28 protein-coding genes are annotated in these 25,752 nt (G+C 65.3%); 12 read left to right on the top strand and 16 right to left on the bottom strand.

Going from position 1 to position 25,752, the window contains the following annotated elements; genetic code table 11:
• Nucleotides 1-134: 134 nt before the first annotated feature.
• The 4 genes from AAHM38_RS23145 to AAHM38_RS23130 form a co-directional block, all read right to left on the bottom strand.
• Nucleotides 135-2,006 carry a family 2A encapsulin nanocompartment cargo protein cysteine desulfurase gene (locus AAHM38_RS23145; RefSeq protein WP_116575121.1) on the bottom strand — a complete coding sequence of 624 codons (1,872 nt, stop codon included), beginning with the start codon at nt 2,004-2,006 and terminating at the stop codon, nt 135-137.
• Entirely contained in the window at nt 1,981-2,919 is a 939-nt protein-coding gene (locus AAHM38_RS23140; protein WP_116575120.1) for a family 2A encapsulin nanocompartment shell protein, read from the bottom strand. The genes AAHM38_RS23145 and AAHM38_RS23140 overlap by 26 nt, the downstream gene beginning before the upstream one ends.
• Before the next feature lie 90 nt (nt 2,920-3,009).
• Nucleotides 3,010-4,023, bottom strand: coding sequence for a serine O-acetyltransferase EpsC (gene epsC, locus AAHM38_RS23135; RefSeq protein ID WP_116575119.1), 1,014 nt, complete (start codon nt 4,021-4,023; stop codon nt 3,010-3,012).
• Between the two features lie 48 nt (nt 4,024-4,071).
• Complete coding sequence (locus AAHM38_RS23130) at nt 4,072-4,590, bottom strand: rhodanese-like domain-containing protein (protein WP_116575118.1); 519 nt, start codon at nt 4,588-4,590, stop codon at nt 4,072-4,074.
• 245 nt (nt 4,591-4,835) lie between these two features.
• On the opposite strand from AAHM38_RS23130, the gene AAHM38_RS23125 reads away from it, so the two are divergent.
• Together AAHM38_RS23125 and AAHM38_RS23120 are read left to right on the top strand one after the other, a co-directional pair.
• Entirely contained in the window at nt 4,836-6,254 is a 1,419-nt protein-coding gene (locus AAHM38_RS23125; protein ID WP_116575117.1) for an aminotransferase-like domain-containing protein, read from the top strand.
• 73 nt (nt 6,255-6,327) lie between these two features.
• On the top strand, nt 6,328-6,783 hold the full coding sequence (locus AAHM38_RS23120) for a DUF3005 domain-containing protein (protein WP_116575116.1): 456 nt from the start codon (nt 6,328-6,330) through the stop codon (nt 6,781-6,783).
• 108 nt (nt 6,784-6,891) lie between these two features.
• On the opposite strand, the gene AAHM38_RS23115 is transcribed toward AAHM38_RS23120, so the two are convergent.
• Genes AAHM38_RS23115 through AAHM38_RS23105 form a run of 3 tightly spaced genes read right to left on the bottom strand, consistent with a single transcriptional unit; the run spans nt 6,892 to nt 8,986 of the window.
• Nucleotides 6,892-7,671 carry an enoyl-CoA hydratase gene (locus tag AAHM38_RS23115; RefSeq protein WP_116575115.1) on the bottom strand — a complete coding sequence of 260 codons (780 nt, stop codon included), beginning with the start codon at nt 7,669-7,671 and terminating at the stop codon, nt 6,892-6,894.
• Nucleotides 7,668-8,102 (bottom strand): MarR family winged helix-turn-helix transcriptional regulator, encoded by a 435-nt coding sequence (locus tag AAHM38_RS23110; protein WP_009239948.1) that lies wholly within the window; start codon nt 8,100-8,102, stop codon nt 7,668-7,670. Before AAHM38_RS23110 ends, AAHM38_RS23115 begins: the two co-directional genes overlap by 4 nt.
• Entirely contained in the window at nt 8,099-8,986 is an 888-nt protein-coding gene (locus AAHM38_RS23105) for an alpha/beta hydrolase family protein (RefSeq protein ID WP_116575114.1), read from the bottom strand. Before AAHM38_RS23105 ends, AAHM38_RS23110 begins: the two co-directional genes overlap by 4 nt.
• 117 nt (nt 8,987-9,103) lie before the next feature.
• Between AAHM38_RS23105 and AAHM38_RS23100 the strand changes: the two genes are divergently transcribed.
• Both AAHM38_RS23100 and AAHM38_RS23095 read left to right on the top strand, forming a co-directional pair.
• Nucleotides 9,104-9,460, top strand: a complete 357-nt coding sequence (locus AAHM38_RS23100; protein ID WP_009239950.1) for an ArsR/SmtB family transcription factor — start codon at nt 9,104-9,106, stop codon at nt 9,458-9,460.
• Nucleotides 9,444-10,406 (top strand): SRPBCC family protein, encoded by a 963-nt coding sequence (locus AAHM38_RS23095; protein ID WP_116575113.1) that lies wholly within the window; start codon nt 9,444-9,446, stop codon nt 10,404-10,406. Before AAHM38_RS23100 ends, AAHM38_RS23095 begins: the two co-directional genes overlap by 17 nt.
• Here AAHM38_RS23095 and AAHM38_RS23090 read toward each other — a convergent pair.
• Both AAHM38_RS23090 and AAHM38_RS23085 read right to left on the bottom strand, forming a co-directional pair.
• Nucleotides 10,396-10,521: a hypothetical protein gene (locus AAHM38_RS23090; RefSeq protein WP_257019795.1), complete on the bottom strand. Its 126-nt coding sequence runs from the start codon at nt 10,519-10,521 to the stop codon at nt 10,396-10,398. The genes AAHM38_RS23095 and AAHM38_RS23090 overlap by 11 nt on opposite strands.
• Entirely contained in the window at nt 10,518-10,901 is a 384-nt protein-coding gene (locus AAHM38_RS23085; protein WP_116575143.1) for a tautomerase family protein, read from the bottom strand. Before AAHM38_RS23085 ends, AAHM38_RS23090 begins: the two co-directional genes overlap by 4 nt.
• A gap of 103 nt (nt 10,902-11,004) precedes the next feature.
• Between AAHM38_RS23085 and AAHM38_RS23080 the strand changes: the two genes are divergently transcribed.
• The 3 genes from AAHM38_RS23080 (at nt 11,005) to AAHM38_RS23070 (ending at nt 13,887) form a co-directional block, all read left to right on the top strand.
• Nucleotides 11,005-11,859 (top strand): LysR family transcriptional regulator, encoded by an 855-nt coding sequence (locus AAHM38_RS23080; protein ID WP_103518785.1) that lies wholly within the window; start codon nt 11,005-11,007, stop codon nt 11,857-11,859.
• 73 nt (nt 11,860-11,932) lie between these two features.
• Nucleotides 11,933-12,772, top strand: coding sequence for an AraC family transcriptional regulator (locus AAHM38_RS23075; protein ID WP_116575112.1), 840 nt, complete (start codon nt 11,933-11,935; stop codon nt 12,770-12,772).
• A 2-nt stretch (nt 12,773-12,774) separates the two neighbouring features.
• Nucleotides 12,775-13,887 (top strand): alpha/beta hydrolase family protein, encoded by a 1,113-nt coding sequence (locus tag AAHM38_RS23070; RefSeq protein WP_116575111.1) that lies wholly within the window; start codon nt 12,775-12,777, stop codon nt 13,885-13,887.
• Nucleotides 13,888-13,914: 27 nt separating this feature from the next.
• Here the strand turns inward: AAHM38_RS23070 and AAHM38_RS23065 are convergent, their stop codons facing one another.
• Together AAHM38_RS23065 and AAHM38_RS23060 are read right to left on the bottom strand one after the other, a co-directional pair.
• Complete coding sequence (locus AAHM38_RS23065) at nt 13,915-15,036, bottom strand: beta-ketoacyl-ACP synthase III (protein ID WP_009239958.1); 1,122 nt, start codon at nt 15,034-15,036, stop codon at nt 13,915-13,917.
• A 233-nt stretch (nt 15,037-15,269) separates the two neighbouring features.
• Nucleotides 15,270-16,493, bottom strand: coding sequence for a M20/M25/M40 family metallo-hydrolase (locus AAHM38_RS23060; protein ID WP_116575110.1), 1,224 nt, complete (start codon nt 16,491-16,493; stop codon nt 15,270-15,272).
• Nucleotides 16,494-16,727: 234 nt separating this feature from the next.
• Between AAHM38_RS23060 and AAHM38_RS23055 the strand changes: the two genes are divergently transcribed.
• The 3 genes from AAHM38_RS23055 (at nt 16,728) to AAHM38_RS23045 (ending at nt 18,614) form a co-directional block, all read left to right on the top strand.
• Entirely contained in the window at nt 16,728-17,402 is a 675-nt protein-coding gene (locus AAHM38_RS23055; protein ID WP_116575109.1) for a histidine phosphatase family protein, read from the top strand.
• A 48-nt stretch (nt 17,403-17,450) separates the two neighbouring features.
• Entirely contained in the window at nt 17,451-18,215 is a 765-nt protein-coding gene (locus AAHM38_RS23050) for an SDR family oxidoreductase (RefSeq protein WP_103518780.1), read from the top strand.
• 126 nt (nt 18,216-18,341) lie between these two features.
• A complete protein-coding gene (locus AAHM38_RS23045) occupies nt 18,342-18,614 on the top strand; it encodes a hypothetical protein (protein ID WP_103518779.1) in 273 nt (90 codons plus the stop codon).
• Between the two features lie 11 nt (nt 18,615-18,625).
• Here AAHM38_RS23045 and AAHM38_RS23040 read toward each other — a convergent pair whose 3' ends face one another.
• Nucleotides 18,626-19,492 carry a LysR family transcriptional regulator gene (locus AAHM38_RS23040; RefSeq protein WP_103518778.1) on the bottom strand — a complete coding sequence of 289 codons (867 nt, stop codon included), beginning with the start codon at nt 19,490-19,492 and terminating at the stop codon, nt 18,626-18,628.
• A gap of 101 nt (nt 19,493-19,593) precedes the next feature.
• On the opposite strand from AAHM38_RS23040, the gene AAHM38_RS23035 reads away from it, so the two are divergent.
• Together AAHM38_RS23035 and AAHM38_RS23030 are read left to right on the top strand one after the other, a co-directional pair.
• A complete protein-coding gene (locus AAHM38_RS23035; protein ID WP_103518777.1) occupies nt 19,594-20,220 on the top strand; it encodes a LysE family transporter in 627 nt (208 codons plus the stop codon).
• A 183-nt stretch (nt 20,221-20,403) separates the two neighbouring features.
• Nucleotides 20,404-21,459, top strand: coding sequence for a hypothetical protein (locus tag AAHM38_RS23030; RefSeq protein ID WP_103518776.1), 1,056 nt, complete (start codon nt 20,404-20,406; stop codon nt 21,457-21,459).
• Nucleotides 21,460-21,540: 81 nt separating this feature from the next.
• Here AAHM38_RS23030 and AAHM38_RS23025 read toward each other — a convergent pair whose 3' ends face one another.
• The 4 genes from AAHM38_RS23025 to AAHM38_RS23010 form a co-directional block, all read right to left on the bottom strand.
• Entirely contained in the window at nt 21,541-22,782 is a 1,242-nt protein-coding gene (locus AAHM38_RS23025) for an MFS transporter (protein WP_103518775.1), read from the bottom strand.
• 739 nt (nt 22,783-23,521) lie between these two features.
• A complete protein-coding gene (locus AAHM38_RS23020) occupies nt 23,522-24,559 on the bottom strand; it encodes an AI-2E family transporter (RefSeq protein ID WP_116575108.1) in 1,038 nt (345 codons plus the stop codon).
• Complete coding sequence (locus AAHM38_RS23015) at nt 24,556-25,227, bottom strand: DUF1345 domain-containing protein (RefSeq protein ID WP_179817515.1); 672 nt, start codon at nt 25,225-25,227, stop codon at nt 24,556-24,558. The genes AAHM38_RS23020 and AAHM38_RS23015 overlap by 4 nt, the downstream gene beginning before the upstream one ends.
• Nucleotides 25,228-25,311: 84 nt before the next feature.
• Nucleotides 25,312-25,614, bottom strand: coding sequence for a hypothetical protein (locus tag AAHM38_RS23010; protein WP_009239970.1), 303 nt, complete (start codon nt 25,612-25,614; stop codon nt 25,312-25,314).
• Between the last annotated feature and the right edge of the window lie 138 nt (nt 25,615-25,752).

Genomic DNA, 25,752 nt, shown 5'->3' with positions numbered 1-25,752 from the left:
AGGGGGAGAAAAAGAGACGCACCACCACCCCCCGCCCCGCCAAAGGCCAAAGGCCAAAGGCCAAAACAAAAAAACGCCCCGCCAGCCCGTGCATCGGACCGACAGGGCGCCTTTCTTCAACAGCCCAAAATGGCTTACCGCCGCGCCAGCGCCCCCACCACCCGCACGAGCTCATCCACCTCCTCGCACGTGTTGTAGAACGCCAGGGATGGCCGCACCGTCGCCTCCACCCCAAAGCGCCGCAGGATCGGCTGCGCGCAGTGATGGCCAGAGCGCACGGCAATACCTTCGCGGTTGAGCGCCGCGCCCACGTCTTCCGTGCGGTACCCAGCCAGCGTGAACGACAGCACGCTCGCCTTGTTTGCAGCCGTACCGATCAGCCGCAAACCGGGAATGCGCGACAGCCCGTGCGTGGCATACACCAGCAGGTCGTGCTCGTAGCGCGCGATGTTCACCAGGCCGATACGCTCGACGTAATCCAGCGCAGCGCCTAGCCCCACCGCATCGGCAATGTTGCCGGTGCCGGCCTCGAAGCGCGCGGGTGCGGGCTGATACAGCGTCTTCTCGAACGTGACGTCGGCAATCATGTTTCCGCCGCCCTGCCATGGCGGCAGCGTGTCGAGCAGATCCTGCTTGCCGTACACCACGCCAATCCCCGTCGGCCCGAAGACCTTGTGGCCGGAGAACACGTAAAAGTCCGCATCCAGCGCCTGCACGTTCACGCGCAGGTGCGAGACCGCCTGCGCGCCGTCCACCAGCACGCGCGCGCCGGCCGCATGCGCCAGTGCGATGATCTCCTGCACGGGCGTCACCGTCCCCAGCGCATTCGACACTTGCGTGACGGACACCAGCTTCGTCCGTGGGTTGAGCAGCTTGCGGTATTCGTCCAGCAGAACCTGCCCGCTGTCGTCCACCGGAATCACGCGGATGCGCGCGCCCACCTGCGCGGCCAGCTGCTGCCACGGCACGATGTTGGCGTGATGCTCCAGGTGCGAGACGATGATCTCGTCCCCCGCGCCGATGTGCTGACGGCCGAACGTCTGCGCAACGAGGTTGATCGCCTCGGTGGCGCCGCGCACGAAGATGATCTCGCTGGCCGACCGTGCACCGAGGAACCGCGCAACCTTGTTGCGGGCGCCCTCGTACGCATCCGTCGCACGCGCGGCCAGCTCATGCGCCGCGCGGTGGATGTTGGAGTTCTCGTGCGCGTAGAAATACGCCAGCCGATCGATCACCGCTTGCGGCTTGTGCGTGGTGGCCGCGTTGTCCAGCCAGATCAGCGGCCGGCCATTGACGCGCTCGGCCAGGATCGGAAAATCCCGCCGCACGGCATGCACGTCGAAGGCGCCCACGCGATGCGGCTGGTGGCTCTGCTGGTCCCTCGTATTGCGCGGTGCCTCCAGCGTGGGCGTTGGAGAGCCACCGGCTGGCGCGAGGAAATAGAACTGCCCCGCCTGCGCTGCGCCGCCGGGCTGCTGCAAGGCGTCGGGCCCGGCGGGCGGCGTGCCTGCCGCTGCATCGATGAACCGTGCCAGCGCATCGGTGCCTGGGAGGTGAAACGGCTGCGCCGAGACACGATCCTCCGGCACACCCGCCTCCGATGCCGCCACCCCCGCATGCGGCGCAGCGGACTGATAGCCGCTCGCCTCACCCAGGAAGTAGTACGGCGAACTCGGTGCCGAGACGGAATGCGCCGGTACAGGTTGGCCATGACCGGATGCAGCCTGCGGCAACGCCGCCGCATACTGCGTCGGCACGCCCAGCACAGGCACCTGCGGAGCAATCGGTGCGGCATCCGCAACGGGCAACGCACTGAGTTGCGGCGACGTACCCGCCGGCGTCAGATCGATGGCGGGCTCTGGCTCCCTGCCGGGTAGCGCCGTGAAGAACGCGTTGGCCAGTTGCGCCAGCGCGGCCAGGTCCGGCAAACCTGCCGGCACATCGCCCCCTGGCGGCGCCAGGCCGCTCACACCAGGCGCATTACTTGTAAGTGTCGGGGTAGTCATGGTACTTGCCGATCTCCACGTCTTCGAGCACTGCCAGCGCGTCTTCGGTCAGCACGGCCAGCGAGCAATACAGCGAAATCAGATACGACGCGATGGCGTTCCGGTTGATGCCCATGAAGCGCACCGACAGGCCCGGGCTCTGCTCGCCCGCCACACCCGGCTGATACAGGCCCACCACGCCCTGGCGCTTGTCGCCCACGCGCAGCAGCAGAATCTTCGTGCGGCCGTTTTCGTCAATGGGCACCTTGTCCGACGGAATCAGCGGCAGGCCGCGCCATGTCAGGAACTGCGAGCCGAACAGGCTCACGGTGGGCGGTGGCACGCCGCGGCGCGTGCATTCGCGGCCAAACGCGGCAATCGCCAGCGGATGCGCAAGGAAGAACGCCGGCTCTTTCCAGACCTTGGTGATGAGTTCGTCCAGATCGTCAGGCGTGGACGCGCCGGTGAGCGTGGAGATGCGCTGCGTTTCATCCACATTGGCCAGCAGGCCGTAGTCCGGGTTGTTGATCAGCTCGCTTTCCTGACGCTCCTTGATGGTCTCGATGGTCAGGCGCAACTGCTGCTGGATCTGGTCGTGCGGGCTGCTGTACAGATCGGAGACACGCGTATGCACGTCCAGCACCGTCGTCACCGCGTTGAGGAAGTACTCGCGCGGATGTTCGTCGTAGTCGACAAAGGTCTGCGGCAGCTCTGCCTCGTCCCGCTGCGAGCAGGCAACACGCACATCGCGCGGATTCTTCACGCGGTTCAGGCGGAAGATGCCGGCCTCCACCGGCTGCCACTGCAGCAGGTGCACCAGCCAGCGGGGGCTGATGGTGGACAACTGCGGAACGGTCTTGGTCGCGTTCGCCAATTGGCGTGCGGCACTGTCGCCTAGCGCGGTGCGCACGTCCTGGGTATCTGCTTCTGCCATGCAATGACTCCCAACTTCATTTGAAAAAATGCCCCCGTTTCTCTGGCGGGTGCGGTGGATAAAACCGGTGGGAAAGGTGCGTCGGGCGGATCAGCGGGCGGGGTGTGCCTCGCTGCCGCTGTGCGTGTGCGGCCGAAGGTCCCGAACGGCGTCCTGAACGCCGTCCTGAATGCCGCTCTGCACGTTTGCCTGGGTGACGCTGCTGCCGGGCGGCACGCTGCGCGTGAGCCACACGTTGCCGCCAATGGACGAGCCGCGTCCGATGGTGATGCGCCCAAGGATGGTCGCGCCGGCGTAGATGACGACGTCGTCTTCCACCACCGGGTGGCGTGGGGCGCCCTTCTCGAGGTGGCCATCGGCATCGGCAGAAAAGCGCTTGGCGCCGAGCGTCACCGCCTGGTAGATCCGAACGCGCTCGCCAATCACGGCGGTCTCACCAATCACCACGCCCGTGCCGTGGTCGATGAAGAAGCCGCTGCCGATCTGCGCGCCGGGGTGGATGTCGATGCCCGTGTCGGCATGCGCGGTCTCGGCGACCATGCGCGCGAGCAGCGGCAAGCCGGCGCGGTACAGGTGATGGGCAATGCGGTGATGGATGACGGCGAGGATGCCGGGGTAGCACAGCAGCACCTCGTCGACGCTGCGCGCTGCCGGATCACCGTGGTAGGCGGCCAGCACGTCGGTATCGAGCAGGCGACGCAGCGTGGGGAGTGCCGCCGCGAAGTCGCGCACGAGTTGCACAGCCTCGGCATCGGGATCGCGATCCACGGCGCGCGCCTGGCGCACCGTGTGACGCAGTTCCAGCCGCACCTGCGCTACCAGCGCATTGAGTGCCGAATCGAGCGTATGGCCGACGTAGAAGTCTTCGCTTTCTTCACGCAGGTCCGTGGGGCCGAGCCGCATGGGGAACAGTGCCCCGCGCAGCGCCTCCAGGATCTGCCGCACCGCCTCGCGCGAGGGCAACTCGCGGCCCGTGACTTCGGTACGGCCGTTGCGGGCGCGCCAATCGGCCCGGGCCGCACGCAGCTCGCTGACGATGCGGTCCAATTGCCAGCCTGGGTCGTGCGCGGGCGCAGGCCTCCCCGCGATGACGCGATCGCTCATCGTCGCTCCCCTGTTTTGTTGGTGTGGTTGTCGGCGGTGCCCTGGCGCTCAGTCCTGCTGCCAGGGCAGGCCCCAGCGGCGCCAGCCGCCGGCTTCGCCGCGCTGCTGCTGTTCGTCCAGGTCGCCCTCGAAGCCTTCCAGCACGTTGAACACGTTCTGGAATCCGGCGGCAGTGGCGGCTTCCGCTGCGGCAGCAGAGCGTTTGCCACTGCGGCACAGCAGCAGCACCACGGCGCTCTTGGGCGCGGCTTTCTCCAGCTCGCGCAGGAAGCGTGGGTTCTTGATCATGGCAGGCCCGGTCTGCCACGCCGCGTGCGGGGTATCCGGCACACGACCCACGAACTTCCGTTCTTCTGCGGTACGTACGTCCACGAGTACGGCATCGCCACGGCTGACCAAGGCCCACGCTTCGGCCGGCGTCAGGCCGCCTGCATAGCGCAGCACCTGCTCGCTGGCGTGGCTGCGTGCACGCTCCAGCAGCGTTGACGAGGGTGTAGACAGAACGCTATCGAGCACGGCCTGCACAGCCGGATCGCGTGGCGCAGTTTGAACGGTAGTGGCAGACATCGAACCTCCGACTGAATAATCGCGACGAGCGCGCAATGCGTGACGGACAAGCCCACTCTAGCCGTGGGTGATATTTGCCAAAACGAATAAAACCGCCCTTCGATCCACGGTCATCGCATAACGCCGGCCTGCATGACGCGCCGTATCGAAGCGCGTCCGTTGGTGCGCCGGGTCATTACAATGCGAACAGTCCAGAACAGTTGTACGTGACTGTTCCGAATCATCTGCCCGGAGGGCGACTGCCCATGAAACTCCAGATCGATCCAGCCACCCGCGTCCCCATCTCCGACCAGATCGTGGCCGGCGTGCAGGCATGGATCGGCGGCAACGACGTGCGCCCCGGCGCCAAGCTGCCATCGATCCGGCAACTGGCGGCCGACTACGGCATCAGCCGCTTCCCCGTGATCGAGGCATATGACCGGCTGGTCTCGCTGGGGCTGCTGGACTCGCGCCACGGCTCGGGCTTCTACGTGGCCGAGAGCAACCTGACGGGGCGCGACGGACGCGGCTGGTCAGACCCGCGCCGGGCGGAGGCCGAGTCCAAACACATCTTCGAGCAGTTCAGCTACCCCGACGGCATGCTCAAGCTCGGCGGCGGATTCGTGCCGGCCGATTGGCGCGATGTCGACGGCCTGACGCAGGCCATCCGCCAGGTGTCGCGCACCGATACGCACGCGGTCATCGACTATTCCTCGCCACTCGGCAACACCGCGCTGCGGCATCAGGTCATGATGCGTGCGCGGCAGCTCGGCATCCAGGCCGAACAGCCCAATGTGCTGATTACCGCCGGCACCAGCCAGGCGATCGACCTGGTGATGCGGCACCTGCTGAAACCCGGCGACACGGTCTTTGTGGAAGACCCGGGCTACTACACCGTGTTCGGCCTGCTGCGGTTGCACGGCGTGAAGCTGGTCGGTATTCCGCGCCGCAGCGACGGGCCGGACGTGGAAGTGACGGAAGCGATGCTGCGCGAGCACCGCCCCAAGCTGTTCTTCATCAACAGCGTGCTGCAGAACCCTACGGGCTCGGTGGTGTCACCGCCGGTGGCGTTCCGCCTGCTTGAACTGGCGCGGCGCCACGGTTTCACGTTTCTCGAAGACGACATCTTTGCCGACCTGCAGGCGGATCCGACCGCGCGGCTGGCGACGCTCGACCAACTCGATCATGTGATCTACGTGGGCGGGTTTTCCAAGACGGTATCGGCATCGCTGCCGGTGGGTTACCTGATTGCCAAGCGGGAATTGGTGCATGACCTGACCAACGTGAAGATGCTGACCAGCGTGGGCGGCTCGCGCTTTGCCGAGGCCGTGGTGAGCACGCTTCTGGAGCGCGGCGCCTATCGCAAATATGTGGAGCGGCTGCGCCAACGCGCGGGTGACTCCGTCATCGCATCGCTGGATGTGTTGGCCGATGCGGGCTGGGAGGTGTTTCACCATCCGTCGGGCGGCAACTTCCTGTGGGCGCGTGTGCCGCATGTGGAGGATTCGCGCGATCTGGCAGCCACCGCAGAAAAGCATGGCGTGACGCTGGCGCCCGGGCATTACTTCCGCCCGAATCTGGAGGTTTCGCCGTGGGTGCGCATCAACAGCGCCTATGCGACGGAGCCGCGGGCGGTGGCCTTCTTGCAAGAAGCGGGGCGCCGGCCGGGCCGCAAACGCGCCTGAGGTACGAGGCCGGGCACGCACGTTGCGGCGCTGCAGAGGTTCATGCCGCATGCAGCGGCGCAGGAGCCCGATCATGCACAACGCCGAGCACAACCAAGCGCAGCCTCAACCCGAAGAACCCGTCACCCGCCAACCCGAAGGTGCCAAGCTGACGGAACCGCCACCCGACTCGCCGCGCAACGACCCGCTTGCGCGCGCGTCCCGCCGCATCCGCTCCGTCGACGCGGCGGGTGCCGAGGCGTCTGACAACACCATCGACACAGACGGCAAGGGCCTGGAAGCTGCAAAGAGTGCGTCACAGTGGCAAGACAACGTCATCTACTCGAACGCGTCGCTCGACAACAGCCGCCCCGAGCCCGATCCGGCAGCACCCATCGCCGGGGTAGACAGCCGGCCAAGCCAAGGGCGCCCCACCATCGCTGTGCAGCCTGGCCAGCGCGTCGTCATGCGGGGCGTGGTAGACGAAACGGCACGCAACGGTACGCGCGCTGCGCAGCGGTTTTCCGTGGAAGAGGATGAGCAGCCGTAGCATGGCGCGTTGACCCGCCCTTCCCTCGGAGAGGTAGCCCAACCCGCGCTCAGGTAGTTGAATCGCCACCGCGCGGGCTGAAGGTGCGCGGGAAGGTCACCGGCGCGCTCAGTGCGCCACGGCGTTGAAATTGGGCGGCCGCCGATCGACGAACGCCCGGAAGGCTTCATGCGCCTCGGGCGATTGCAGCCGCCGCGCAAAGCAGGCGCTCTCCGCATCCATCTGTTGCTTGAGCAGTTCGGCATCGCGCATCAGGCGCTTGGTTTCGGTCAGGGCGCCCAACGGCTGGCGCGCCAATCGCGCCGCAATGGCCTGCGCCTCCGTGCCGAGCTGATACAGCGGCACTACTCGATTCGCCAAGCCCCACGCGAGCGCGGATTCGGCGCCCACCGCATCGCCCAGCGCGAACATCTCGAACGCGCGCACGTGGCCGAGTCGGGCGGGCATCAGCAGGCTCGATGCCGCTTCCGGCACCAGCGCCAGATTGACGAACGGCGTGGACAACTGCGCGTTGTCGGCCAGCAGCACGAAGTCGCAATGCAACAGCATGGTCGTGCCAATGCCGACCGCGCGGCCCTGCACCGCCGCCACCAGCGGGCGCGTGGCACGTGCGAGCGCATGCAGGAAGCGGATGACATTGCGCTCGCCCTCACCCTTGCCGCCGGTCATCGCAATCGATGCGAATTCGCCGATGTCGTTGCCGGCGGAGAACATGTCGCCTTCAGCGCGCAGCAGCACCACGCGCACGGTACTGTCACGCTCGGCGGCGTCCAGCGCATCGGCCAGCGCGCCGTACATCGCGTCGGTCATGGCGTTCTTCTTGTCGGCGCGGGCCAGGGTAAGCGTCAGGACGCCATCGGCGTTGTGGCTTTGGATATGTTCACTCATTGTTCGTCTCCGTTGGGGAACTTGGTTTGCAGGCTGGCCAGCCAGCGTGCGACAACGTCGATCTCGGCGTCAGTAAAACCTTCGGTCAGCCGCGCGTTCAACTCGGCCAGGCCGTTGCGTGTTGCTGCCAAGGCTTCGCGGCCGGCGGGCGTGATCCAGAGTTGCCAGGCGCGGCCATCCTTGGCGTCAGCGCGGCGCTCGATGAGGCCGGCGTCGGAGGTTCTATCGACCAGGCCGCTCATGGCGGAGGGGCCGAGGTCCAGCGCGGCGCCAGCTTCGCGCATCAACGCGCCGTCGTTCTTTTCCAGGAAGAACAGCAGGCCGGATTGCGCGGCGGTCACGCCCTCGCCGGTACGCGATTGAATCCAGCGCTGCAAGCGGCGCTGCCCAACGCTGATGAGATACACAAGGCGGCGGTCGGGTGCTGTCATGCAGCCTCCGCTTCGTTGCGCGTGGCGGCGGCACGTTCGCGCAGCCAATCCACCAGACCTGGCCACAGCGTGGTGGCGAACTGCGCGCGGAAGAAGCCCATGTGCCCCACTGCGCCGCCGGCCTGCGCAGGCGTGATTTGCCGACGCTCGACCCACGTGTTCGTGAAGTGCATCGTCAACGCGTTGATGGCGGCGGGGGTGGCCCACGGGTCGTCGTCAAAGCCGTAGACGAGCACGGGATGCGTGACTCGGTTAAAGCGCTCGATGGCGCCGAGCGTCGGATCATCGAAAAAGTAGCGCTGCATGCCGGCCCATGCGCCCCACTCGATGGCGACGCCGCCCGGCAGATCTTCGCCCAGGCCCATGCGCTTGCCGGGCACGTAGCCGATCAACCGCGCCATCAAGGGGCCAACGCCGCGCAGGATCAGGTCCACGCGCCAGCGTTCGCCGCGTTGGCGGATGAAGCGCGCGTTGCCCGTGTGGCAGGCCACCTGCACCACGCCCGCGACGTCCCAGTCCGCACTGCACAAGCCGATGGCGTGACCGCCCACAGAATGCCCGACCGCCAGGTGTGGCAGTTCCGGGTAGCGCGCCCTTGCCCAGCGCATCACGCCTTCGGCGTCGAGCAGCGCCCAGTCACGCATGCGGGCAGCAAAGCGGCGCAGGCTCTTCGGCCGGGATGCGCCGATGCCGCGGTAGTCATACGTGATGGTGTGGAAGCCTCGCTCGGCCAGGAATTTGGCGAAGGCTTGATAGATGCGTTGCGGCACGCCCGTGGCCGGGTGCATGACGACCACGCCGTGCGGCACGCCGGCAGCGGTCCAGAGCATGGCGCCCAACGGGTAGCCGTCCGTGGCGGGAATGGTGTGCGGTGAGCTGTCCATGACGTCGATTTATTTCGCATGCGAAGTGTTTTACTTTGTATGCGAAGTAAATCGGTGTGTCAACGACAGAAAGATAAAGTACTTGCTTAACTATCCAGAGCCGCTATAGTTAACCACATGCTTAACCATGACACCTCTCTCGATCTCGCCTTCCAGGCCCTGGCCGACGGCAACCGGCGCGCGATGCTGGTGCAGCTCGTGCGCGGGCCGGCGTCTGTGAGCGAACTTGCCCAACCCCTCGATATCTCGCTGCCCGCGGTGATGCAGCATCTGGCGGTGCTGGAGAACTCCGGTCTCGTGCGATCGGAAAAGGTGGGCCGCGTGCGGACTTGCCGTATCGAACCGGAGGCGCTGAGCCTCGCCGAGCAGTGGATCAACCAACGACGCCTGGAGTGGGAACAGCACTTCGACCGCTTGGGCGCCTATCTGGAAACACTCAAAACCCAAGGAGACGTACATGACGACGACCATTGACCGCCCCGCCGGCACGACCCTGCGCCCTCTCGTGATCTCACGCACCTTCCCGGTTTCGCGCGACTGGGTCTTCAAGGCCTGGAGCACCGCCGACCACATCAAGCGCTGGTTCTGCCCGACGCACTACACGGTGCCGGATGCAACGGTGGAGTTTCGCGTGGGCGGCAAGTTTGACGTCTGCATGCGCTCGCCCGAGGGCCAAGACCACTGGTCGCGCGGTCACTTTCTGGAGATCGTGCCGAACGCGCGCCTGGTCATCGACATGAACGTCGTTGACGGCGACAACCGCCCGCTGATGAATGCCCACACCGTCGTGACCTTTGCCGAAGAAACCGGCGGCGGCACGCGCATGGAAGTCACGCAAACCCACACGCCGCTCGCCCCGATTGCCGAAATGATGATCAAGGGCGCGTCCGAAGGCTGGAAGCAGACGCTCGACAAGCTGGAGCGCGAAGCTGCAAGCGTGCCGGTGGCGGAGGGCATCCAGCGCTCGGTCGTGCATGCCACCTTCACGGTGGAACGCACGTACGACGCACCCCGTTCGCGCGTGTTCAAGGCGCTGACCGACCCGGCCGCCAAGGCGAAGTGGTTTGCCGGCGGCAATGGCTACACCTTGCTCGTGCGCGAAATGAACGCCACGCCCGGCGGCCGCGAAGTCGTCAAGGGCCGGTGGGACAGCGGTGTCGTGTCCAGCTTTGAAGCGCTGTATCACGACGTCATTCCGAACGAGCGCGTCGTCTATTCGTATGTGATGCACCTGGACGACCGCAAGATCTCCGCATCGCTCGCCACGCTGGAATTGCGCGAGCCCAAAGACGGTTCGGGCGGCACGCATCTCGTGATGACCGAGCAAGGCGCCTTCCTGGATGGCTACGACGACTCCGGATCGCGTGAGCGCGGCACGCAGTTCCTGCTCGACATGCTCGGCAATTCGCTCAAGGACTGAGCATCTGCACGACGTCGCGCGCGATGTTCGCCAACGTGACCGCCGCGCCGACGATCAACACTGCCGTCCACAACACGCCGCCCAGGTGCGCCAGAAGTGCCTGGCGCGGCGTCATTGCGCGTACTGCGCGAGACCGTTGCCGAACGACCAGTTCTCGGGCAGCACCTCCACGAGGTTGATGAATACGTCTTCGGGCCGTATGCCGGGCTCCTCGCCCAGCAACTCGACGATACGGCGATAGAGGGCCTGCTTCTGCTCGCGGTTGCGCGTGTTGTTGGCGGTGATCTGGATGATCACAACGTCGTCGCTACGCGCGATGCCAAAGTAGCTCGGGCTGACGCTGAAGGTGCTCGCGTCGTGCTCGGTGAGCGTCATGAAGCGGTCGTCTTCCGGCACGTTGAAGGTCTCGCGCATGGCGCGATAGACGCCGTCGAAAATGGCCTGGTGATAAGCGGCAGGCTTGCCGCGCCGCAGCGACACTTGAACGAGAGGCATGGTCAACTCCGAGGTTTGCAGTGACCACAGCATGCCCCACGTTGATCATTCAAAAAAGGCATCCTAAGATATTTCAATCATTCGATTTCAAAATGATTGAGCCATGAAGATGCTGGATATGGAGGCCGTCCAGGCCTTCGTGTTGACCGCCGATCTGAAGAGCTTCACGCGCGCGGCGGAGGCCATGGACTCCACGCAATCCGCGGTGAGCCTGAAGATCAAACGGCTGGAAGATGCGCTGGGCCGCCGGCTTCTGGAACGCACGCCGCGTCTCGTGCGGCTGTCTCAGGATGGCGCCGCCTTTCTGGTAGCGGCGCGCGAACTGGTGGCCGCGCACGAAGGCGCGCTCGGCGCGTTTGGCGTGGAACGGCGGCGGCTGTCGGTCGGGATCAGCCATCACATCGTCGGCGCTGAACTGCCACGGCTGCTCCGCCAGATGGGCTTGGCCGAACCTGCATTGACGCTGGAGATCCGCATCGCCAGTTCATGGGAAATCCTCGACATTTTCGAGAGCGGCGCGTTGGATGCGGCCATCGTACTGCGCCACGACAACCGCCGCACCGATGGCGAAGTCCTCATGGAAGAACCGTTCGGCTGGATGGCTGCGCCCGACTTCGAACACCGCGCCGGCGAGCCCATTCGCCTGGCAAATCAAGCGGACACATGCCGCATACGGCAGATGGCAGTCGCCACGCTGGAAGACGCGGGCATTCCCTGGCAGGAGGTGTTTGTGGGCGGCGGTGTGGCCACCATCGGGGCGGCCGCGGCAGCGGGCCTCGCCGTGGCGGCCCTCAGCCGCCGCGTGGCGCCGCCCGGCACAGTGGACATGGGCGCTGCGCTCGGCCTTCCTCCGCTTCCACCACGCAGCGTGGTGCTGCATTCCCGTTTGACCGATTCTGTGGCGAAGAAGGCGCTACGCACGTTCGCGTCCACCTTGCGGGCCACGGCGGGGCGTTAGCCGATAGCCATAGGCGCAGATTTGCGCAATCGCTGCACCGCGCGGCGCCTGCGGGGCGACTATGCTTTGCCCCATGAAACCGCGCACTGAACACGATTACCACCGCCGCATCGCCCGCGTGATCCAGGCGATTCTGGCCGACCCCGCCGCGCCACATACGGTGCAGAGTCTGGCCGCGGTGGCCCACCTGTCGCCGTTTCACTTCCATCGCATCTACCGGGCGCTGACCGGCGAAGGCGTGTTCGAGACCGTCCAGCGCATGCGGCTGGCGCAGGCCGCGCGGCGTTTGAGCGGCGCAGAAGATTCCGTTACCGATGTCGCGCTCAACGTGGGCTATGGCAGCCCGCAGGCATTCGCGCGCGCCTTCCGCGAGTTCACGGGCGTAAGCCCGCGCGCCTTCCAGACCCGGCAGCAGGCGCTGAATGTGCGCAGCGCCGATACGGGAGACCTGCCGCCCATCGAGCTGATCGAGCAGCCGCCTTTGCACGCGCTCTGCCTGCGCCACGACGGCCCCGTCGCAACCATCCGCCAGACGTTCATCACGTTGCGGCAACTGCTCGGCATCGACATGGAATCGGCGGATGCACCCGATCGCATTGGCATCTGCCACGGCGACCCCGAAACGCCCGGCTCCTTTGAGTACTTCGCGGGGGTCATCCTCGATGCGCCGCGCGCCATCACCGGGCCGTTGCTCCCGATGCGGATCGAAGGCGGTCTCTACGCTTGCCACCGGCTGATCGGTCCTTATGCGCTGATCGCGCCGACCATGCAGGCGCTCTACGGCGGATGCCTCCCAAGCTACGGCTTTGAACCGGACGACCGGCCGGCACTTGAGTTGTATCGCAGCCCAGGGCGGCACCACCCGCCGCGTGCCTGCGTGACCGATCTGATGATCCCCATCCGCAAGGAGTAGAGATGTTGCACCGTTGCCTTGCCGCCGCGCTGGCGGCCGTCGTCATGGGCGCTGCCCATGGCGGTCCGGCAGACGCACCCGCTGCGCCGTTTCACGTGGGCGAAACCACCCGCACGTTCCACCCGCAGGCTGAACGCCATTGGCGCGGGGCACGCACGCAGGCGCTCATCACCAACATCTGGTATCCGGTGGACATTTCCGTGCCGGAGGTTTCGCACAACGTCGATGCGCCGGGCCGGTCGCCGTTCCGCATGCAGCCATCTGCCGGCAAAGCGCCCGTCGCGTCAACGCAGGCGCAACATCCGCTGCTGCTGCTTTCGCACGGCACGGGCGGCACGGCAAGCAGCCTCGATTGGATGGCCGCTGCGCTGGCCGCGAACGGCTACATCGTCGCGGGCGTGAATCATCCCGGTAACACGGCACTGGAACCGCTCACGCGCGATGGCTTCATGCTGTGGTGGGAGCGCGCCACTGACGTGAGCGAAGTGCTGGACGGCGTGCTCGCCGATCCCGTGTTGGGCGCGCATGTCGATCGCACGCGCATCGGCGCCGTGGGCTTCTCGTTGGGTGGCTATACGGTGCTCGAACTTGCCGGCGCACGCACGGATGTCCCGGCGTTCATGGCGTTCTGCGGCTCGCCGCAGGCCGACGCGATCTGCCATCCACCCGAGATGGCCCGCGCGCAGATCAACCCGACCGTCGACACAACAAGATCACCGCAGACGGAAGCGTCCCTCGCCCGCTCCGGTGCGTCCTACCGCGACGCACGCATCAAAGCCGTTTTTGCGATGGCGCCGGCACTGGGCATGGCGATGGACGCCACGTCGCTTGGCAACATCAGCATCCCGGTCTCGCTGATGGCCGGAGACGCGGATGTCACCGTGCCCGTCGACACCAACGTGCGCCGCGTCGCCAAGATGCTGCCCAAGGCCGATCTGCTGCTGGTGCCGGGCGCGTCGCACTACACGTTCATGGATACGTGCCTGCCGGGGGCCGCACCCCATGTGCCGCTGCTGTGCAAGGACAACCCGGGCGTCGACCGTGATGCGGTGCATGCCGAGGCCGTGCGCCGGGCGCTGAATTTCTTCGGGGGGGCGCTGACCGGTCAGACCTGAGCGTCGCCGCGATTCGATGCAAGTCGATTACTGCTTCTGCACCGCCACGCTGCCGATCGAATAGCCCGCGCCAAACGAGCAGATCATGCCCAGGTCGCCCGACTTCAGGTCGGCACGGTGGCGGTGGAACGCGATGATCGACCCCGCCGATGCGGTGTTGGCGAACTCATCCAGAATCACCGGCGCTTCATCGGCCGATGCATCGTGCCCAAGCAGGCGCTTGCCGATCAGTTGGTTCATTGCCAGGTTGGCCTGGTGCAGCCAGAAGCGGCGCACGTCAGCCGGAACATGGCCGAGTTGCTGCAGATGGCCGGCAATGTGCTCGGCCGCCATCGGGCAGACTTCCTTGAAGACCTTGCGGCCCTCTTGGCGGAAGAGCTGATCGCGGTCGTCCGGGTTGCGGTCTTCGCTGCGCGAGAGGTAGCCGGCGTTGTTGCGGATGTTGTTGGAAAAGCTCGTCGCGCACTTGGTGCCGAGCACGCGCCAGGCGTCGGCGGAGCGTGTGTCTTCCGCGCGCTCGACCAGCACGGCCGTGCACACGTCGCCGAAGATGAAGTGGCAGTCGCGGTCTTTCCAATCGAGGTGACCGGAGGTGATCTCGGGGCTCACGACCAGCGCCGCCCGCGCCGTGCCGCTGCGCACCGCATTGATGGCCTGCTCCAGCCCGAAGGTGGCCGACGAGCACGCGACGTTCATGTCGAACGCGTAGCCGCCCGCGCCAATGCCGTTCTGGATCTCCACGCCCAGTGCCGGATACGGCCGCTGGAAGTTGGACGTTGCGCACAGCAGCATGTCGACCTCGGCGGCATCGCGGCCGGCAGCGGCCAAGGCATCGCGCGCGGCCGCCACGCCAATCTCAGCCTGCAGCGACAGCGCATCGTCGGGGCGCGGCGTCAGACGCGGGCGCATGCGCGTTGGGTCCAGCACACCGGCCTTGTCGATCACATAACGCTGGCGAATGCCTGAAGCCTTCTCGATAAACTCCGCCGACGATTCCGCCAGCGCCGTCAGCTCGCCCGCGGCAATCGCTTCGGCGTGCTGCGCGTTGTAGCGCTGAGTGTAGGCGTTGTAGGAGGCGACCAGCTCCTCGTTGGTGATGACCTCGGGCGCGACCCACAGGCCCGTGCCGCTGATAACGACGTCGTGCATACCCGGAATTTATGAATTTTTCGTGGCGGCGACGATAGCACATCGGCCCGGCAATGCGGGGGCCGGCATGTGGTCGTTTACGTCTAGTTGGACCTTGTTCAGCCGGGCGCACATGCGCCGACACCATCCCGACTCGGCGCGCCCGGCCCCGGCCCTCGCCCAGCCAGCAAAACAAAACGGGTGACAGCATCGCGCCGTCACCCGCTCTTTGTTGCGCAGCGTGGGCGCTGCGGCTACTTGTTCGCCGCAACCTCCATGATCATCCGCGAGAGCAGATAAAGGCGCGGCACGACGCTCTCCACTTCCGCGTATTCCTCCGGCGTGTGGATGCCGCCGCCAACAATCCCGAAGCCATCCAGCGTGGGCGTACCGACACCCGCCGACAGGCTGGAATCGGCCGCGCCGCCGCTGCCCTCCAGCGTGAGCTTGCGGCCGATTTCGGCGTAGATGGCTTGCGCCTTGGCGGCCAGTTGGTCGGACGCCGCATTGCGCGGCATCGGCGGGAAGCTGCGCACCAGCGAGGTCTTCACTTCCGTCTCGGCGATCAGCTTGTTGGCCGACACGCGCGTCAGGTCGCGCTCCACGCGGTCGAATTCCTCCGGCACGGCCACGCGCACGTCGGCGTACGCCGTTGCATGGTCGGGGATGACGTTGGTCGCGTCGCCCGCCTTGAGCACCGTCACGTTGAAAGTCGTCTGCTTGGCACTGTCGCCCAGCTTGCCGACTTGCAGCACCTGGTGCGCCAGTTCGTTGGCGGCGTTACGACCGGATTCGGGCGCCACACCGGCATGCGCGGCCTTGCCTTTGATGTCGATCTCCGCCGTGCCGCTGCCCTTGCGCCACACGACCAGCCCATCGGCGGGCCGGCCCGGTTCCAGGTTGAGCGTCACGTCATGTTGCTTGGCCTCGCGCTCGATCAACGCGCGCGTACCCTTGGAGCCGGTTTCCTCGTTCGTGTTGAGCAGCAGCGTGACCTGCCCGTATTGCTTGAAGTCGAGCTGCTGCAGGATCTTCATCGCATACAAACCCGCCACTACGCCGCCCTTGTCGTCCATCACGCCGGGGCCGTAGGCGCGCTTGTCCTTGATGTAAAACGGCTTGGCGCGTGCGGTGCCGTCCTTGAAGACGGTGTCCATATGCGCCATCAGCAGAATGCGCGTCTTGCCGGAGCCCTTCCAGGTCGCCAGGATGTTGTTGCCCGCTGCCGGCGCGGCGGACACCGTTTCCACCTGGGCGCCAGCCTTGCGCAGTTCGTCGGTGACGATGGTGCCGATCTGGCTCAGCCCCGCTTCGTTGCCCGTGCCCGAATCGATGTTCACCAGGCGCTCGAGCAATTGCAGTGCGTCGCCGCGGTAGCCCTCGGCGGCGGACAGCACCTTGGGATTGGCATCGGCGGCACAAGACAGACCTGTGGCACACAGCAACAGCGCAGCAACGGCAAGGCGGGACGGTTTCATACAGGACCTTTTTCTAGCGAGTGGCGAAACGGCCATTACACACAAGATCGGGCCGCGCGGGCAGCCATGTTGCGTCCGGCGCACGGTCGTCATGCGCGGCTTGCTCTTAGGCCGCATGTGATGCAGCGGCATCACTATTCATTGCATGCATTACCGGTCATTCAAACAATAAATTTCACAAATAATGGACGCGCCGCTACTCTGGTTCTCCCGTGAATTTTTCGCAAGCACACGATGGCGGAGCTTTATCTCGTACGGCACGGACAGGCCTCGTTTGGCGCTGCAGATTACGACCGGCTCTCCGAGCGCGGCGAGCAGCAGAGCGTCTGGCTTGGTGAATATTTTGCGCGGCAGGACATTGTTTTTGATCGCGTCATCTGCGGCACCTTGCGCCGACACAAGCAGACCGTCGACGGCATCCTGCGCGGCATGGGCATTTCCGGCACGGCGGTTGAGCAGCATGCCGGGCTGAACGAATACGACTTCCAGGGCCTCTTTGCCGCGCTGGGCGAGGATTTTCCGGAGCTGACGCAGTTGGCCTCGGGCTCGATGCGCGATCACTACCGGGCGCTCAAGAAGGTGCTGCATCTATGGTCGGACGACAAGATCCGCGGGCCCCTGCCTGAAACGTGGGCCGCCTTCCAGCAACGCGTGGCCGACGCCCGCGCGGCCATCCAGGCAGGCGGCGGGCAGCGTGTGCTGGCGATCAGTTCCGGCGGCCCCATTGCGGTGACCGCGCAGCAGGTGCTGGCCGCACCGCCCACCACCGCCATTGCGCTGAACCTGCAGATCCGCAACAGCAGCGTCTCGCAGTATTTCTTCAACGCCGAATCGTTCCAGTTGGCCACTTTCAACGGCGTCCCGCATCTGGACGATCCGGCGCGACGCGCGTTCCAGACGTACGGCTGATCGCCCAGGCCGGACGCCCATAACAGATCACCATTGGAGGAGCACACCATGAGCACGAACCTGTTCGACCTGACCGGAAAGATCGCCCTGGTTACCGGCGCCAGCCGCGGCATTGGCGAAGAGATTGCCAAGCTGCTGGCAGAACAAGGCGCGCACGTGATCGTGTCGAGCCGCAAGCTGGCCGACTGCGAAGTCGTGGCAGAACGCATCCGCGAAGCCGGCGGCAAGGCGGAAGCCCTCGCCTGCCACGTCGGGCGCATGGAAGACATTGCCGGGGCGTTCGACACCATCCGCCGCACGCACGGCCGGCTCGACATTCTCATCAATAACGCGGCGGCCAACCCGCACTTCGGCCACATCCTCGACACGGATCTGGCGGCGTACGAGAAGACTGTTGAGGTGAACATCCGCGGCTACTTCTTCATGTCGGTTGAAGCCGGCAAGATGATGAAGGCGCAGGGCGGCGGCGCGATCGTCAATACCGCGTCGGTCAACGCGCTGCACCCGGGCGACAAGCAAGGCATCTACTCCATTACCAAGGCCGCCGTGGCCCACATGACGCGGGCCTTTGCCAAGGAATGCGGGCCGTTCGGCATTCGCGTGAATGCCCTGCTGCCGGGTCTGACGAAGACCAAGTTCGCGGGCGCGCTCTTTGAAGACAAGGCCACGTACGACCGCTGGATCAGCGAGATCCCACTGCGCCGCCACGCCGAGCCACGCGAAATGGCGGGCACGGTGCTTTATCTCGTGTCGGATGCGGCGAGCTACACCAACGGCGAATGCATCGTCGTCGATGGCGGCATGACGGTCTGACACTGGGCGTTTACGGCATCGACTGAGCCGCCCGGCACGCTAGTGCGGCGCGGCCGCAACATCGTCCTTGAAATCTGTGGATACCTGTATATATTTACAGTAACTGTAAATTTATACAGCACTGCCATGGACGACCTGATCCGCATCGAAAGCGAGTACGACCGCCAGACGGTGCTCTGGCTGCGCGAGCGTCTGGGTGAACAGGCGCTGAACGAAGTCGTGTTGCGCATGGAGGTGCGCGGGCGGCCGTATGCGTCGGAAGTCTGCCGCACGCTGGGCCTGACGCCGCCGCCGCGCAGACGGGCGGCACCGCGTGCCCGGCCGTTCAACCGGGCCGTGGGCGAAGCCTATCTGGCCACTATTCGCGGCATCCTTGGCGGCGGGCACGCAGCGGCGTAAGCCGGCGTGCGCTAGTCCGCAAGTGTGGCTGCCGTCTCTTCGCGCAACCAGGCAAGCCACGCGCCGGCCGGGCTGTCGGGCGCAATAGGCGCATCGGCCAGCAGGTTGTAGCTGGAGCCGTCACGTCGGAACCCTTCGGGCGCGATCAGCCGCCCATCTTTCAGGTCATCACCGGCCATCAGCTTTGACGCGATGGCGGTGCCCTGCCCCGCCAGGGCCGCCTGCAAACTCAGATAGAAATGTTCGTAGCGCGCTTCGGGCAGCCGCCCTCGCGGCCGTGCCGTGCTGCTGGCGCGCCACCATGCCTGCCATGCATCGGGGCGCGTGGCGGTGTGCAGCAGCCGTCGACGCGCGGCAATATCCGCTTGGCGGGCGTGTACCGGGCCGATCCACTCGTCGCAAATGGGCGCCGCATGCACGTGCGCGGGCCACGCAAAGTCATCACGGCGCAATGCGACGTCCACCCCGGTGCGCGCGAAATCGATCGGCCCGCCCGCCGCAAACAGATGCACCTGGATGGCCGGATGCCGCGCCTGGAAGCGCGACAGTCTCGGGATCAGCCACCGCATCGCCAGCGTCGGTTCGCATGACACCACCAGCGTTGAAGACATTGCCCGGCGGGCGATCCGGTCGATGCTATCTGTGAGAATTTCAAACGCATCTGTGGCAGCCGCATGCAACTGGTCGCCCGCTGGCGTCAGGAAGACGGCCCGATTGCGCCGCTCGAACAGATCCACCCCTAACGACGCTTCCAACTGTCGTATCTGCCGGCTGACAGCGCCATGCGTTACGTGCAGTTCCTGGGCCGCACGCACGAAGCTGCCATGCCGTGCAGCAGCTTCAAACACACGCAGGGTATTCAGTGGAGGCAGCGCCATCTGTCAGTTTTTCTCACCTAAAAACGGCATCATAAATCGATTTTCGGCGATGATGGGTGCATCCAGAATTGGCGCACCCCCACTTTGCGATTGCGCCTGACATGACCGAACTCCTTGCTGTTGCCCTCATCACCATCCTCGCCGTCATCAGCCCAGGCGCGGACTTTGCCATGGTCACGCGCAACAGCCTGCTGCATGGGCGGCGCGCCGGCGTGCTGTGCGCGCTGGGCATTGCGCTGGGCGTACAGGTGCACGTGTTCTACACGATGTTCGGCGTAGGGCTGCTGATTGCGCATGCGCCAACCCTTCTGCATGGCATCAAGCTGGTAGGCGCGGCGTACCTGGTGTGGATTGGCTGGAAGACGCTGTCGGCCAAGCCGTTGCCCAGCGGCGAGACTGCCGGTGACAGCGCCGGCGCTCCGACGCTAGCGACCTTCGCAGCCCTGCGCATGGGCTTTCTCACCAACGCGCTCAATCCCAAAACGACGCTGTTCGTAGTCAGCACGTACACGCAGGTTGTTCACGCGAGCACGCCGCTGCTCGCGCAGTTCGGCTACGGCCTGTTCATGTCGGCTGCGCACGCGATGTGGTTTGCGTTGGTGGCCGCAGCGTTTGCGTCAGGCGCGTTGCGGCGTTCGCTGCTGGCGCGGCAGCGCATCGTGGACGGCGTGATTGGCGTGATCCTGATCGGATTGGGATTGGCGCTGGGGCTTGCGCGGCTTGCGTGATGTCGCGCGTAACAGCCTGCCCATGCCTGCGCCCGTGCCGTCTGTCCCAGGTCTTCTGCTGCATTAACAGGCGCCAGCCCGTTTGAGACAGTGCCCTCGCGCCCTGCCCGTCGCTACGTGGCGATGGAGGCCATCGCGCAAACCCGCTGACTCGCAGCACAACCTCACACCTGGAGTGCAACCATGCAATGGAATCGCGCCTTCACCGACCTCATCCGCAACGGCCGCGCAGCTTACTGGGGCAACTGGACGCTCGCCCCTACCATCAAACCCGGCGCCGTCGGTTTTGTGTCGCCAGACACCGGCGACTTCACGCCCGTCAAGCCGGAAACACCGGGCGTGGCGGTCAACACGCGCACCGTACCGAACCAATGGAAGCTGTCGACCAACAACGTCCACCGCACCGAGACCAACGTCAAGCTCGATGGCTCCGCCACCGACCCTGAAAGCGGCACCAAGATCAACGCGGGCGTGGAAGTGAAATGGGAGTTCTCGTCGGTCGGGTCGATCGCCTCGGAATTCGGCATTGCTTCGGAGTCCTACATCAGCGACCTGACGCAACTCACACGGCCCGAGACGATCAAGTGGCTCGCCGAGCAGGCGCAGTCCGTCAGCATGGGTTCGGGCGGGAACATCGCGCAGGGCTTCGGCGTGGTGACCAGCGTGATCCTGGCCAACAGCGGGCTGAACGTGGGCTCGCAAGACAACAACGCGTCGTTCTCGATCACGGGCTCGGCCGGCGCCGTGCATGACATGCTCGGCAGCGCGACGGGCAAGGGCTCGTTCGTGTCGGTCAACCAGACCAAGAGCGTCGACCAGCATCTGTGGCCGTTCGAGCCCGGCAAGCAGGCGCCCGCGCCCATTCCGGTGGCCTACACCCTTGCGTCGTTCGACGGCAACCTGCTGATCCCGAACTGGATCACGCGTCTGGGCGGCTTCGAGATCTACTTCAACAACAAGCCGGGCAGCACTTACGTCACGCACATCAAGCTGCGTTTCAACACGCCGCAAGGCCCGCGCAGCGATGAGTTTTCGCTCAGCGGCGGCATCTCCAAGACGGTCGCGAACATCCCGCTCAACGCCACCGATATCCAGGTCGACGTGAAGTTCCAGGGCGTCGTGAACAGCGACAACTATTCGTTCCGCTGGCCCAGCCCGCTCGGCCAATGGCTGACCGGCCGGCGCGAGATCGAGATGACTGGCGTGTGGCCGGGCCCGACCCACGCCGTCGAGAAGTAACGCCGAAAAGCAAAAGCAAAGCGGCGGATCGTCCGGGAGGGGACGTCCGCCGCGCTGCATCCGTATGCGGTATGTGTCGCGTTACGCCGCCTGTTGGCGCTTGCGTTCGATATCCGGCAGGAACACCGTCAACAGGCCGATGAGCGGCAGGAACGAGCAGAGGTGATAGACGTTGTAGATGTCGGTTGCATCGGCCAGCTTGCCGAGCACCGCGGCGCCGATGCCGCCCAGCCCGAACGCAAACCCGAAGAACAGGCCCGACACCATCCCGACCTTGCCGGGAATCAGCTCCTGCGCATACACGAGGATGGCTGAGAACGCCGAGGCCAGCACCAGCCCGATGATCACCGTCAGCACGGCCGTCCAGAACAGGTTGGCGTACGGCAACAGCAACGTGAACGGCGCCACCCCGAGGATCGACACCCAGATCACCACCTTGCGGCCCACGCGATCCCCAATCGGACCTCCCACGATCGTGCCCACCGCCACCGAGAACAGGAAAAGGAACAGGAACAGCTGCGACGTCTGTGCCGACAGGTGGAACTTGGTGATCAGAAAAAACGTGTAATAGCTGTTCAGGCTCGCCAGATAAAAGTACTTCGAGAACAGCAGCACGACCAGCAGCGTCATCGCAAACGCAACCTGCCCGCCTGACAGCTTGATCGCGGCATGTGCACGGCCACCCGCCTTGCTGCCCTGGCCCGCGGCACGTTCACGCTTGTACCAGCCGCCCACGTGATACAGCACGAAGATGGCGATCAGCGCAGCAATCGAAAACCACGCCAGGCTGTGCTGCCCGTACGGCATGATGATGATTGCCGCGAGCAACGGACCCATCGCGCTGCCCGCATTGCCGCCCACCTGGAACAGCGACTGCGCCAGCCCATGGCGGCCGCCCGAGGCCATACGCGCCACGCGCGACGATTCCGGATGGAAGATCGACGAGCCGGTGCCCACCAGCGCCGCCGCCAGCAGCACCGTGCCAAAGTTGGGCGCCACCGACAGAAGCACCAGCCCCACCAGCGTAAAGCCCATGCCCACCGCCAGCGAATACGGCTTCGGATGCTTGTCGGTGTACAGCCCCACCATCGGCTGCAGCAGCGACGCCGTGATCTGGTACGTGAGCGTGATCAGCCCGATCTGCGAGAAATCGAGATGGAAGTTGCCCTTGAGCAGCGGATAGATCGCCAGGATCAACGACTGCATCATGTCGTTGAGGAAGTGCGCGAAGCTGATGGCGCCGATCACGCCAAAGCCGGTCTTGTCGGCCTGCGCGGCGGCAGTCGCCGGGGCAGCGGCCGTGCCGTTTGCGGTGGTTTGCATGATGGTTTGAGGTCACAAAGTTGAGGCGAGGAAGCGCTCAATCTTCCGCCTAAACGGAGCAGGCGTGTTGCCGCAACTTCGACAACGATTAGCGCAAACCGGACAATCTATTGCTACGGCAGAAGCGTCAGCTCACGCCGCGCCCCTTTCACTAAAACAGGAGGCGTTTTCCCGCAAACCCTGGCCCCGCTTGCCCTGGCAGGTAGCTAACGTGTTAGCCGTTTTCTCGCGCGGGGCTACTCCGTTCGTAGCATGGCCGCTCAGGAGACGCTTTCTATACTCGCCAGCATGGACTGCAGCACGACGCCGCAACACCAGCCGGGCGCCAGTGCCGACGGCCTGACGGAGCCCGATGCGTGAGCCATTTCACACGCACGATGATCCGCAACCCGAACCGATGACCAGCATCGACGATGCCGCACATCGGCCAACATGGGAGGGGAGCCATGATGATCCTGCTAACGGGAACGCTATGCCGCGCGATGGGAGACCTTTTCTATCAGGCCCTGCTCGACGACCGGGTCGTCTGCTGCTTCGTCACGTCCGAAGCCGTGGATGTCACTGGCGACGGCACGCGCCCGCCGCCCGCTTCGTCCCCATGTACCGACCCTCGGCTCGCTGACGTCTCTCGGTCAGCGAGTTATTGCGCGCCCCTCGTCCCGTAGGGCGCGCTCTTTTCTGCCGATGCCGTCAGCGCGGGGGCGCTGGCGGGTCACCCCACGCATCAACGGGAAACGTGTCAGCCGATGAGCCCGGCGTCCGCCAGTTCACGCTTCATATAGGCGTACAGCACCGGCGCGGCAATCACGCCGCCCACGCCAAACAGCGCTTCCATCACGATCAGCGCGAGGATCAGCTCCCAAGCCCGCGCGTCGATGCGGCTGCCAATGATGCGCGCATTCACGAAGTACTCCAGCTTGTGCACCACCACCAGGAAGCTCAGCGACGCCACCGCCAACTCCAATGAGGCGGTCACGCTCATCACGACGATCGCTGTGTTGGAGATGAGGTTGCCCGCCACCGGAATCAGCCCCGCCACGAAGGTCAGCAGGATCAGCGATTTGGAATACGGCACGTGCTGCCCGAACAGCGGCAGCGCGCCCAGCAGATAGATGGCCGCGAGGGCCGTATTGAGCGCGGAGATCTTCACCTGCGCAAACACCACCGCCTCAAATGCATCGGTCAACCGGCTCAGCCGGCTCACCAATGCTGCGGCCAGCGGCTTGTGGTGCTCGGAATCAGGTGTTTCCGACCAAGCCACCATCGCCCCCAGGATCAGCCCAACCAGCATCAATGCGCTGGCTCGCAACCCGTCGATGCCGAGGGTCGACACCTGATGGCCATGCTCCTTGATCATCTGTACAAGCTGCACACGCAGCTCCGTCACCGACTGCGGAACGTAACTGACCGCCGCCGCCGGCAATGATTCCCGCAGGTTGTCGAGCACGTCGGCAATGCGTGTGAGCATGCCTTCGAGCCCATGCCCATGTTCGACCAAGCGGCCGATCCCGATGCCCAGCGCCGCGAGAATGAGCGCCGCGATCACGAACACGCAGATCACCGCAATCGCCTTTGCGCGCTGGGATAGCGTGCGGCGACGGCGCAGGCGCGCCTCCAGCTTGCGCGCCAACGCGTAGACGAGGAAACCGGCTATGGCGGCCGGCAACAGGTGCAGCCACAGCACTGCCGCAATCATGGCCGCCACCAGTACGTAGCTGACAGCGTTGATGGCGCGGGTGTGCGCGTTGGGAGGAAGCTCGGGGGGCAGCATCGTCATGAGAACAGGCCGGCAGCAATGTTGATGGAGAGCGCGAGGATGCTCGTATTGAAGAAGAACGACAGCAGCGATTGCCCCAGCACCGCCCGCCGCATTGCGCGCGAACGGATGCTGACATCGGCCGTCTGGCTGGCGACCGCGATCGTAAAGGAGAAGTAGAGGAAATCCCAGTAATCGGGCTCAAGCTGCTCGTCGGGAAACCGCAGCGGCGGCTCGTGGGGCGCACGGTAATACAGATGCGCGTAGTGCACCGTGAACATCATCGGCACCATGAGCCAGGCGCCGAGCACCGTGATGCCTGTAAATACATAGTGCGACGTCTGTGCATGCCCAGCCGACTTGGCCGTCGCCAGCTCAAACGCAATGGCCACCATGCTGGCCACCACACCGAGGCAGACTACCGCCAGCACGGCAGACGCGCGTGCGTCTTCACGGCGGGCGACGGCACGGATGCGGTGTGGGTCTGCGCGCAACATCATTACCGTGATCAGAATCAGATACGTCCACACGGCGATGTCCCAGCCGAGCAGCAGGCGCGCAAGCCACCCGTGCGCCGACACAACGGCGACAGCAATTGCGCCCAGCGCAAGCGCCAACAACAGGCGCGGCCGAGTCGCCGCAAAGTGGGGAAGCCGGGAAATCTCGGAGGACTTGTCTTGCGGGTTCACATGGGCCTCGGGTGCGTGCTCGCGGTGTTCACACAAGGCCGGCAACGCCAGCCGATGAGGCGACATGGTAGCCGCTTCAGCGCATCAGGACGCTGAGAGCATTGAAGCGAACGAGCGCTTGCAGCGCTCCTGCAGGCGTTCGTGCGTTGAGAGCTGTTCTGCGATGACGGTGGCTTTCGGATACACGCGGCACATGCCGATCATGGCGGTCTCGAGCGCCCCCTGCGATCCGGCCTGGAACTGGAACTGCGCCAGCACCGTGTCATCGGCATCACGCACGGTGATCAAGAACGGACCCGGGGTGACAGTCGCGCAACCGGCGAGCATGGCGGCCGCGGCCAGCGTAAGGCACAGGAGGGAGCGGGTCGGACGACGGGAACGAATCATCATGACTTCCGGGTTGCGATGAGGGTGAGACGCCACAACGGCGACTCGGTTCGCAGTCATTGTGCTTCCAGGTAACACAAACAAAAACGCCCGCAATGTGCGGGCGTTCTTGCGGTAAGGAACCTAGCTCAGGCCACG

The organism is Ralstonia sp. OTU4908, from assembly GCF_038440115.1.
GTDB classification, from domain to species: Bacteria; Pseudomonadota; Gammaproteobacteria; order Burkholderiales; family Burkholderiaceae; genus Ralstonia; species Ralstonia pickettii.
The sequence above is the reverse complement of the archived record's forward strand: the minus strand, read 5'-3'. Positions and strand labels throughout refer to the sequence as shown.

Bases quoted from the DNA above. Each gene is read 5' to 3' on its own strand.
- AAHM38_RS23050 (WP_103518780.1), top strand. From the start codon at position 17,451: ATGAGCACGAACCTGTTCGACCTGACCGGAAAGATCGCCCTGGTTACC.
- AAHM38_RS23030 (WP_103518776.1), top strand. From the start codon at position 20,404: ATGCAATGGAATCGCGCCTTCACCGACCTCATCCGCAACGGCCGCGCA.
- AAHM38_RS23040 (WP_103518778.1), bottom strand. From the start codon at position 19,492: ATGGCGCTGCCTCCACTGAATACCCTGCGTGTGTTTGAAGCTGCTGCA.
- AAHM38_RS23085 (WP_116575143.1), bottom strand. From the start codon at position 10,901: ATGCCTCTCGTTCAAGTGTCGCTGCGGCGCGGCAAGCCTGCCGCTTAT.
- AAHM38_RS23045 (WP_103518779.1), top strand. From the start codon at position 18,342: ATGGACGACCTGATCCGCATCGAAAGCGAGTACGACCGCCAGACGGTG.
- AAHM38_RS23035 (WP_103518777.1), top strand. From the start codon at position 19,594: ATGACCGAACTCCTTGCTGTTGCCCTCATCACCATCCTCGCCGTCATC.
- epsC (WP_116575119.1), bottom strand. From the start codon at position 4,023: ATGAGCGATCGCGTCATCGCGGGGAGGCCTGCGCCCGCGCACGACCCA.
- AAHM38_RS23020 (WP_116575108.1), bottom strand. From the start codon at position 24,559: ATGACGATGCTGCCCCCCGAGCTTCCTCCCAACGCGCACACCCGCGCC.
- AAHM38_RS23070 (WP_116575111.1), top strand. From the start codon at position 12,775: ATGTTGCACCGTTGCCTTGCCGCCGCGCTGGCGGCCGTCGTCATGGGC.
- AAHM38_RS23090 (WP_257019795.1), bottom strand. From the start codon at position 10,521: ATGACGCCGCGCCAGGCACTTCTGGCGCACCTGGGCGGCGTGTTGTGG.
- AAHM38_RS23110 (WP_009239948.1), bottom strand. From the start codon at position 8,102: ATGACAGCACCCGACCGCCGCCTTGTGTATCTCATCAGCGTTGGGCAG.
- AAHM38_RS23140 (WP_116575120.1), bottom strand. From the start codon at position 2,919: ATGGCAGAAGCAGATACCCAGGACGTGCGCACCGCGCTAGGCGACAGT.
- AAHM38_RS23105 (WP_116575114.1), bottom strand. From the start codon at position 8,986: ATGGACAGCTCACCGCACACCATTCCCGCCACGGACGGCTACCCGTTG.
- AAHM38_RS23025 (WP_103518775.1), bottom strand. From the start codon at position 22,782: ATGCAAACCACCGCAAACGGCACGGCCGCTGCCCCGGCGACTGCCGCC.
- AAHM38_RS23080 (WP_103518785.1), top strand. From the start codon at position 11,005: ATGAAGATGCTGGATATGGAGGCCGTCCAGGCCTTCGTGTTGACCGCC.
- AAHM38_RS23065 (WP_009239958.1), bottom strand. From the start codon at position 15,036: ATGCACGACGTCGTTATCAGCGGCACGGGCCTGTGGGTCGCGCCCGAG.
- AAHM38_RS23100 (WP_009239950.1), top strand. From the start codon at position 9,104: ATGCTTAACCATGACACCTCTCTCGATCTCGCCTTCCAGGCCCTGGCC.
- AAHM38_RS23075 (WP_116575112.1), top strand. From the start codon at position 11,933: ATGAAACCGCGCACTGAACACGATTACCACCGCCGCATCGCCCGCGTG.
- AAHM38_RS23115 (WP_116575115.1), bottom strand. From the start codon at position 7,671: ATGAGTGAACATATCCAAAGCCACAACGCCGATGGCGTCCTGACGCTT.
- AAHM38_RS23125 (WP_116575117.1), top strand. From the start codon at position 4,836: ATGAAACTCCAGATCGATCCAGCCACCCGCGTCCCCATCTCCGACCAG.
- AAHM38_RS23060 (WP_116575110.1), bottom strand. From the start codon at position 16,493: ATGAAACCGTCCCGCCTTGCCGTTGCTGCGCTGTTGCTGTGTGCCACA.
- AAHM38_RS23130 (WP_116575118.1), bottom strand. From the start codon at position 4,590: ATGTCTGCCACTACCGTTCAAACTGCGCCACGCGATCCGGCTGTGCAG.
- AAHM38_RS23095 (WP_116575113.1), top strand. From the start codon at position 9,444: ATGACGACGACCATTGACCGCCCCGCCGGCACGACCCTGCGCCCTCTC.
- AAHM38_RS23055 (WP_116575109.1), top strand. From the start codon at position 16,728: ATGGCGGAGCTTTATCTCGTACGGCACGGACAGGCCTCGTTTGGCGCT.
- AAHM38_RS23120 (WP_116575116.1), top strand. From the start codon at position 6,328: ATGCACAACGCCGAGCACAACCAAGCGCAGCCTCAACCCGAAGAACCC.
- AAHM38_RS23010 (WP_009239970.1), bottom strand. From the start codon at position 25,614: ATGATTCGTTCCCGTCGTCCGACCCGCTCCCTCCTGTGCCTTACGCTG.
- AAHM38_RS23145 (WP_116575121.1), bottom strand. From the start codon at position 2,006: ATGACTACCCCGACACTTACAAGTAATGCGCCTGGTGTGAGCGGCCTG.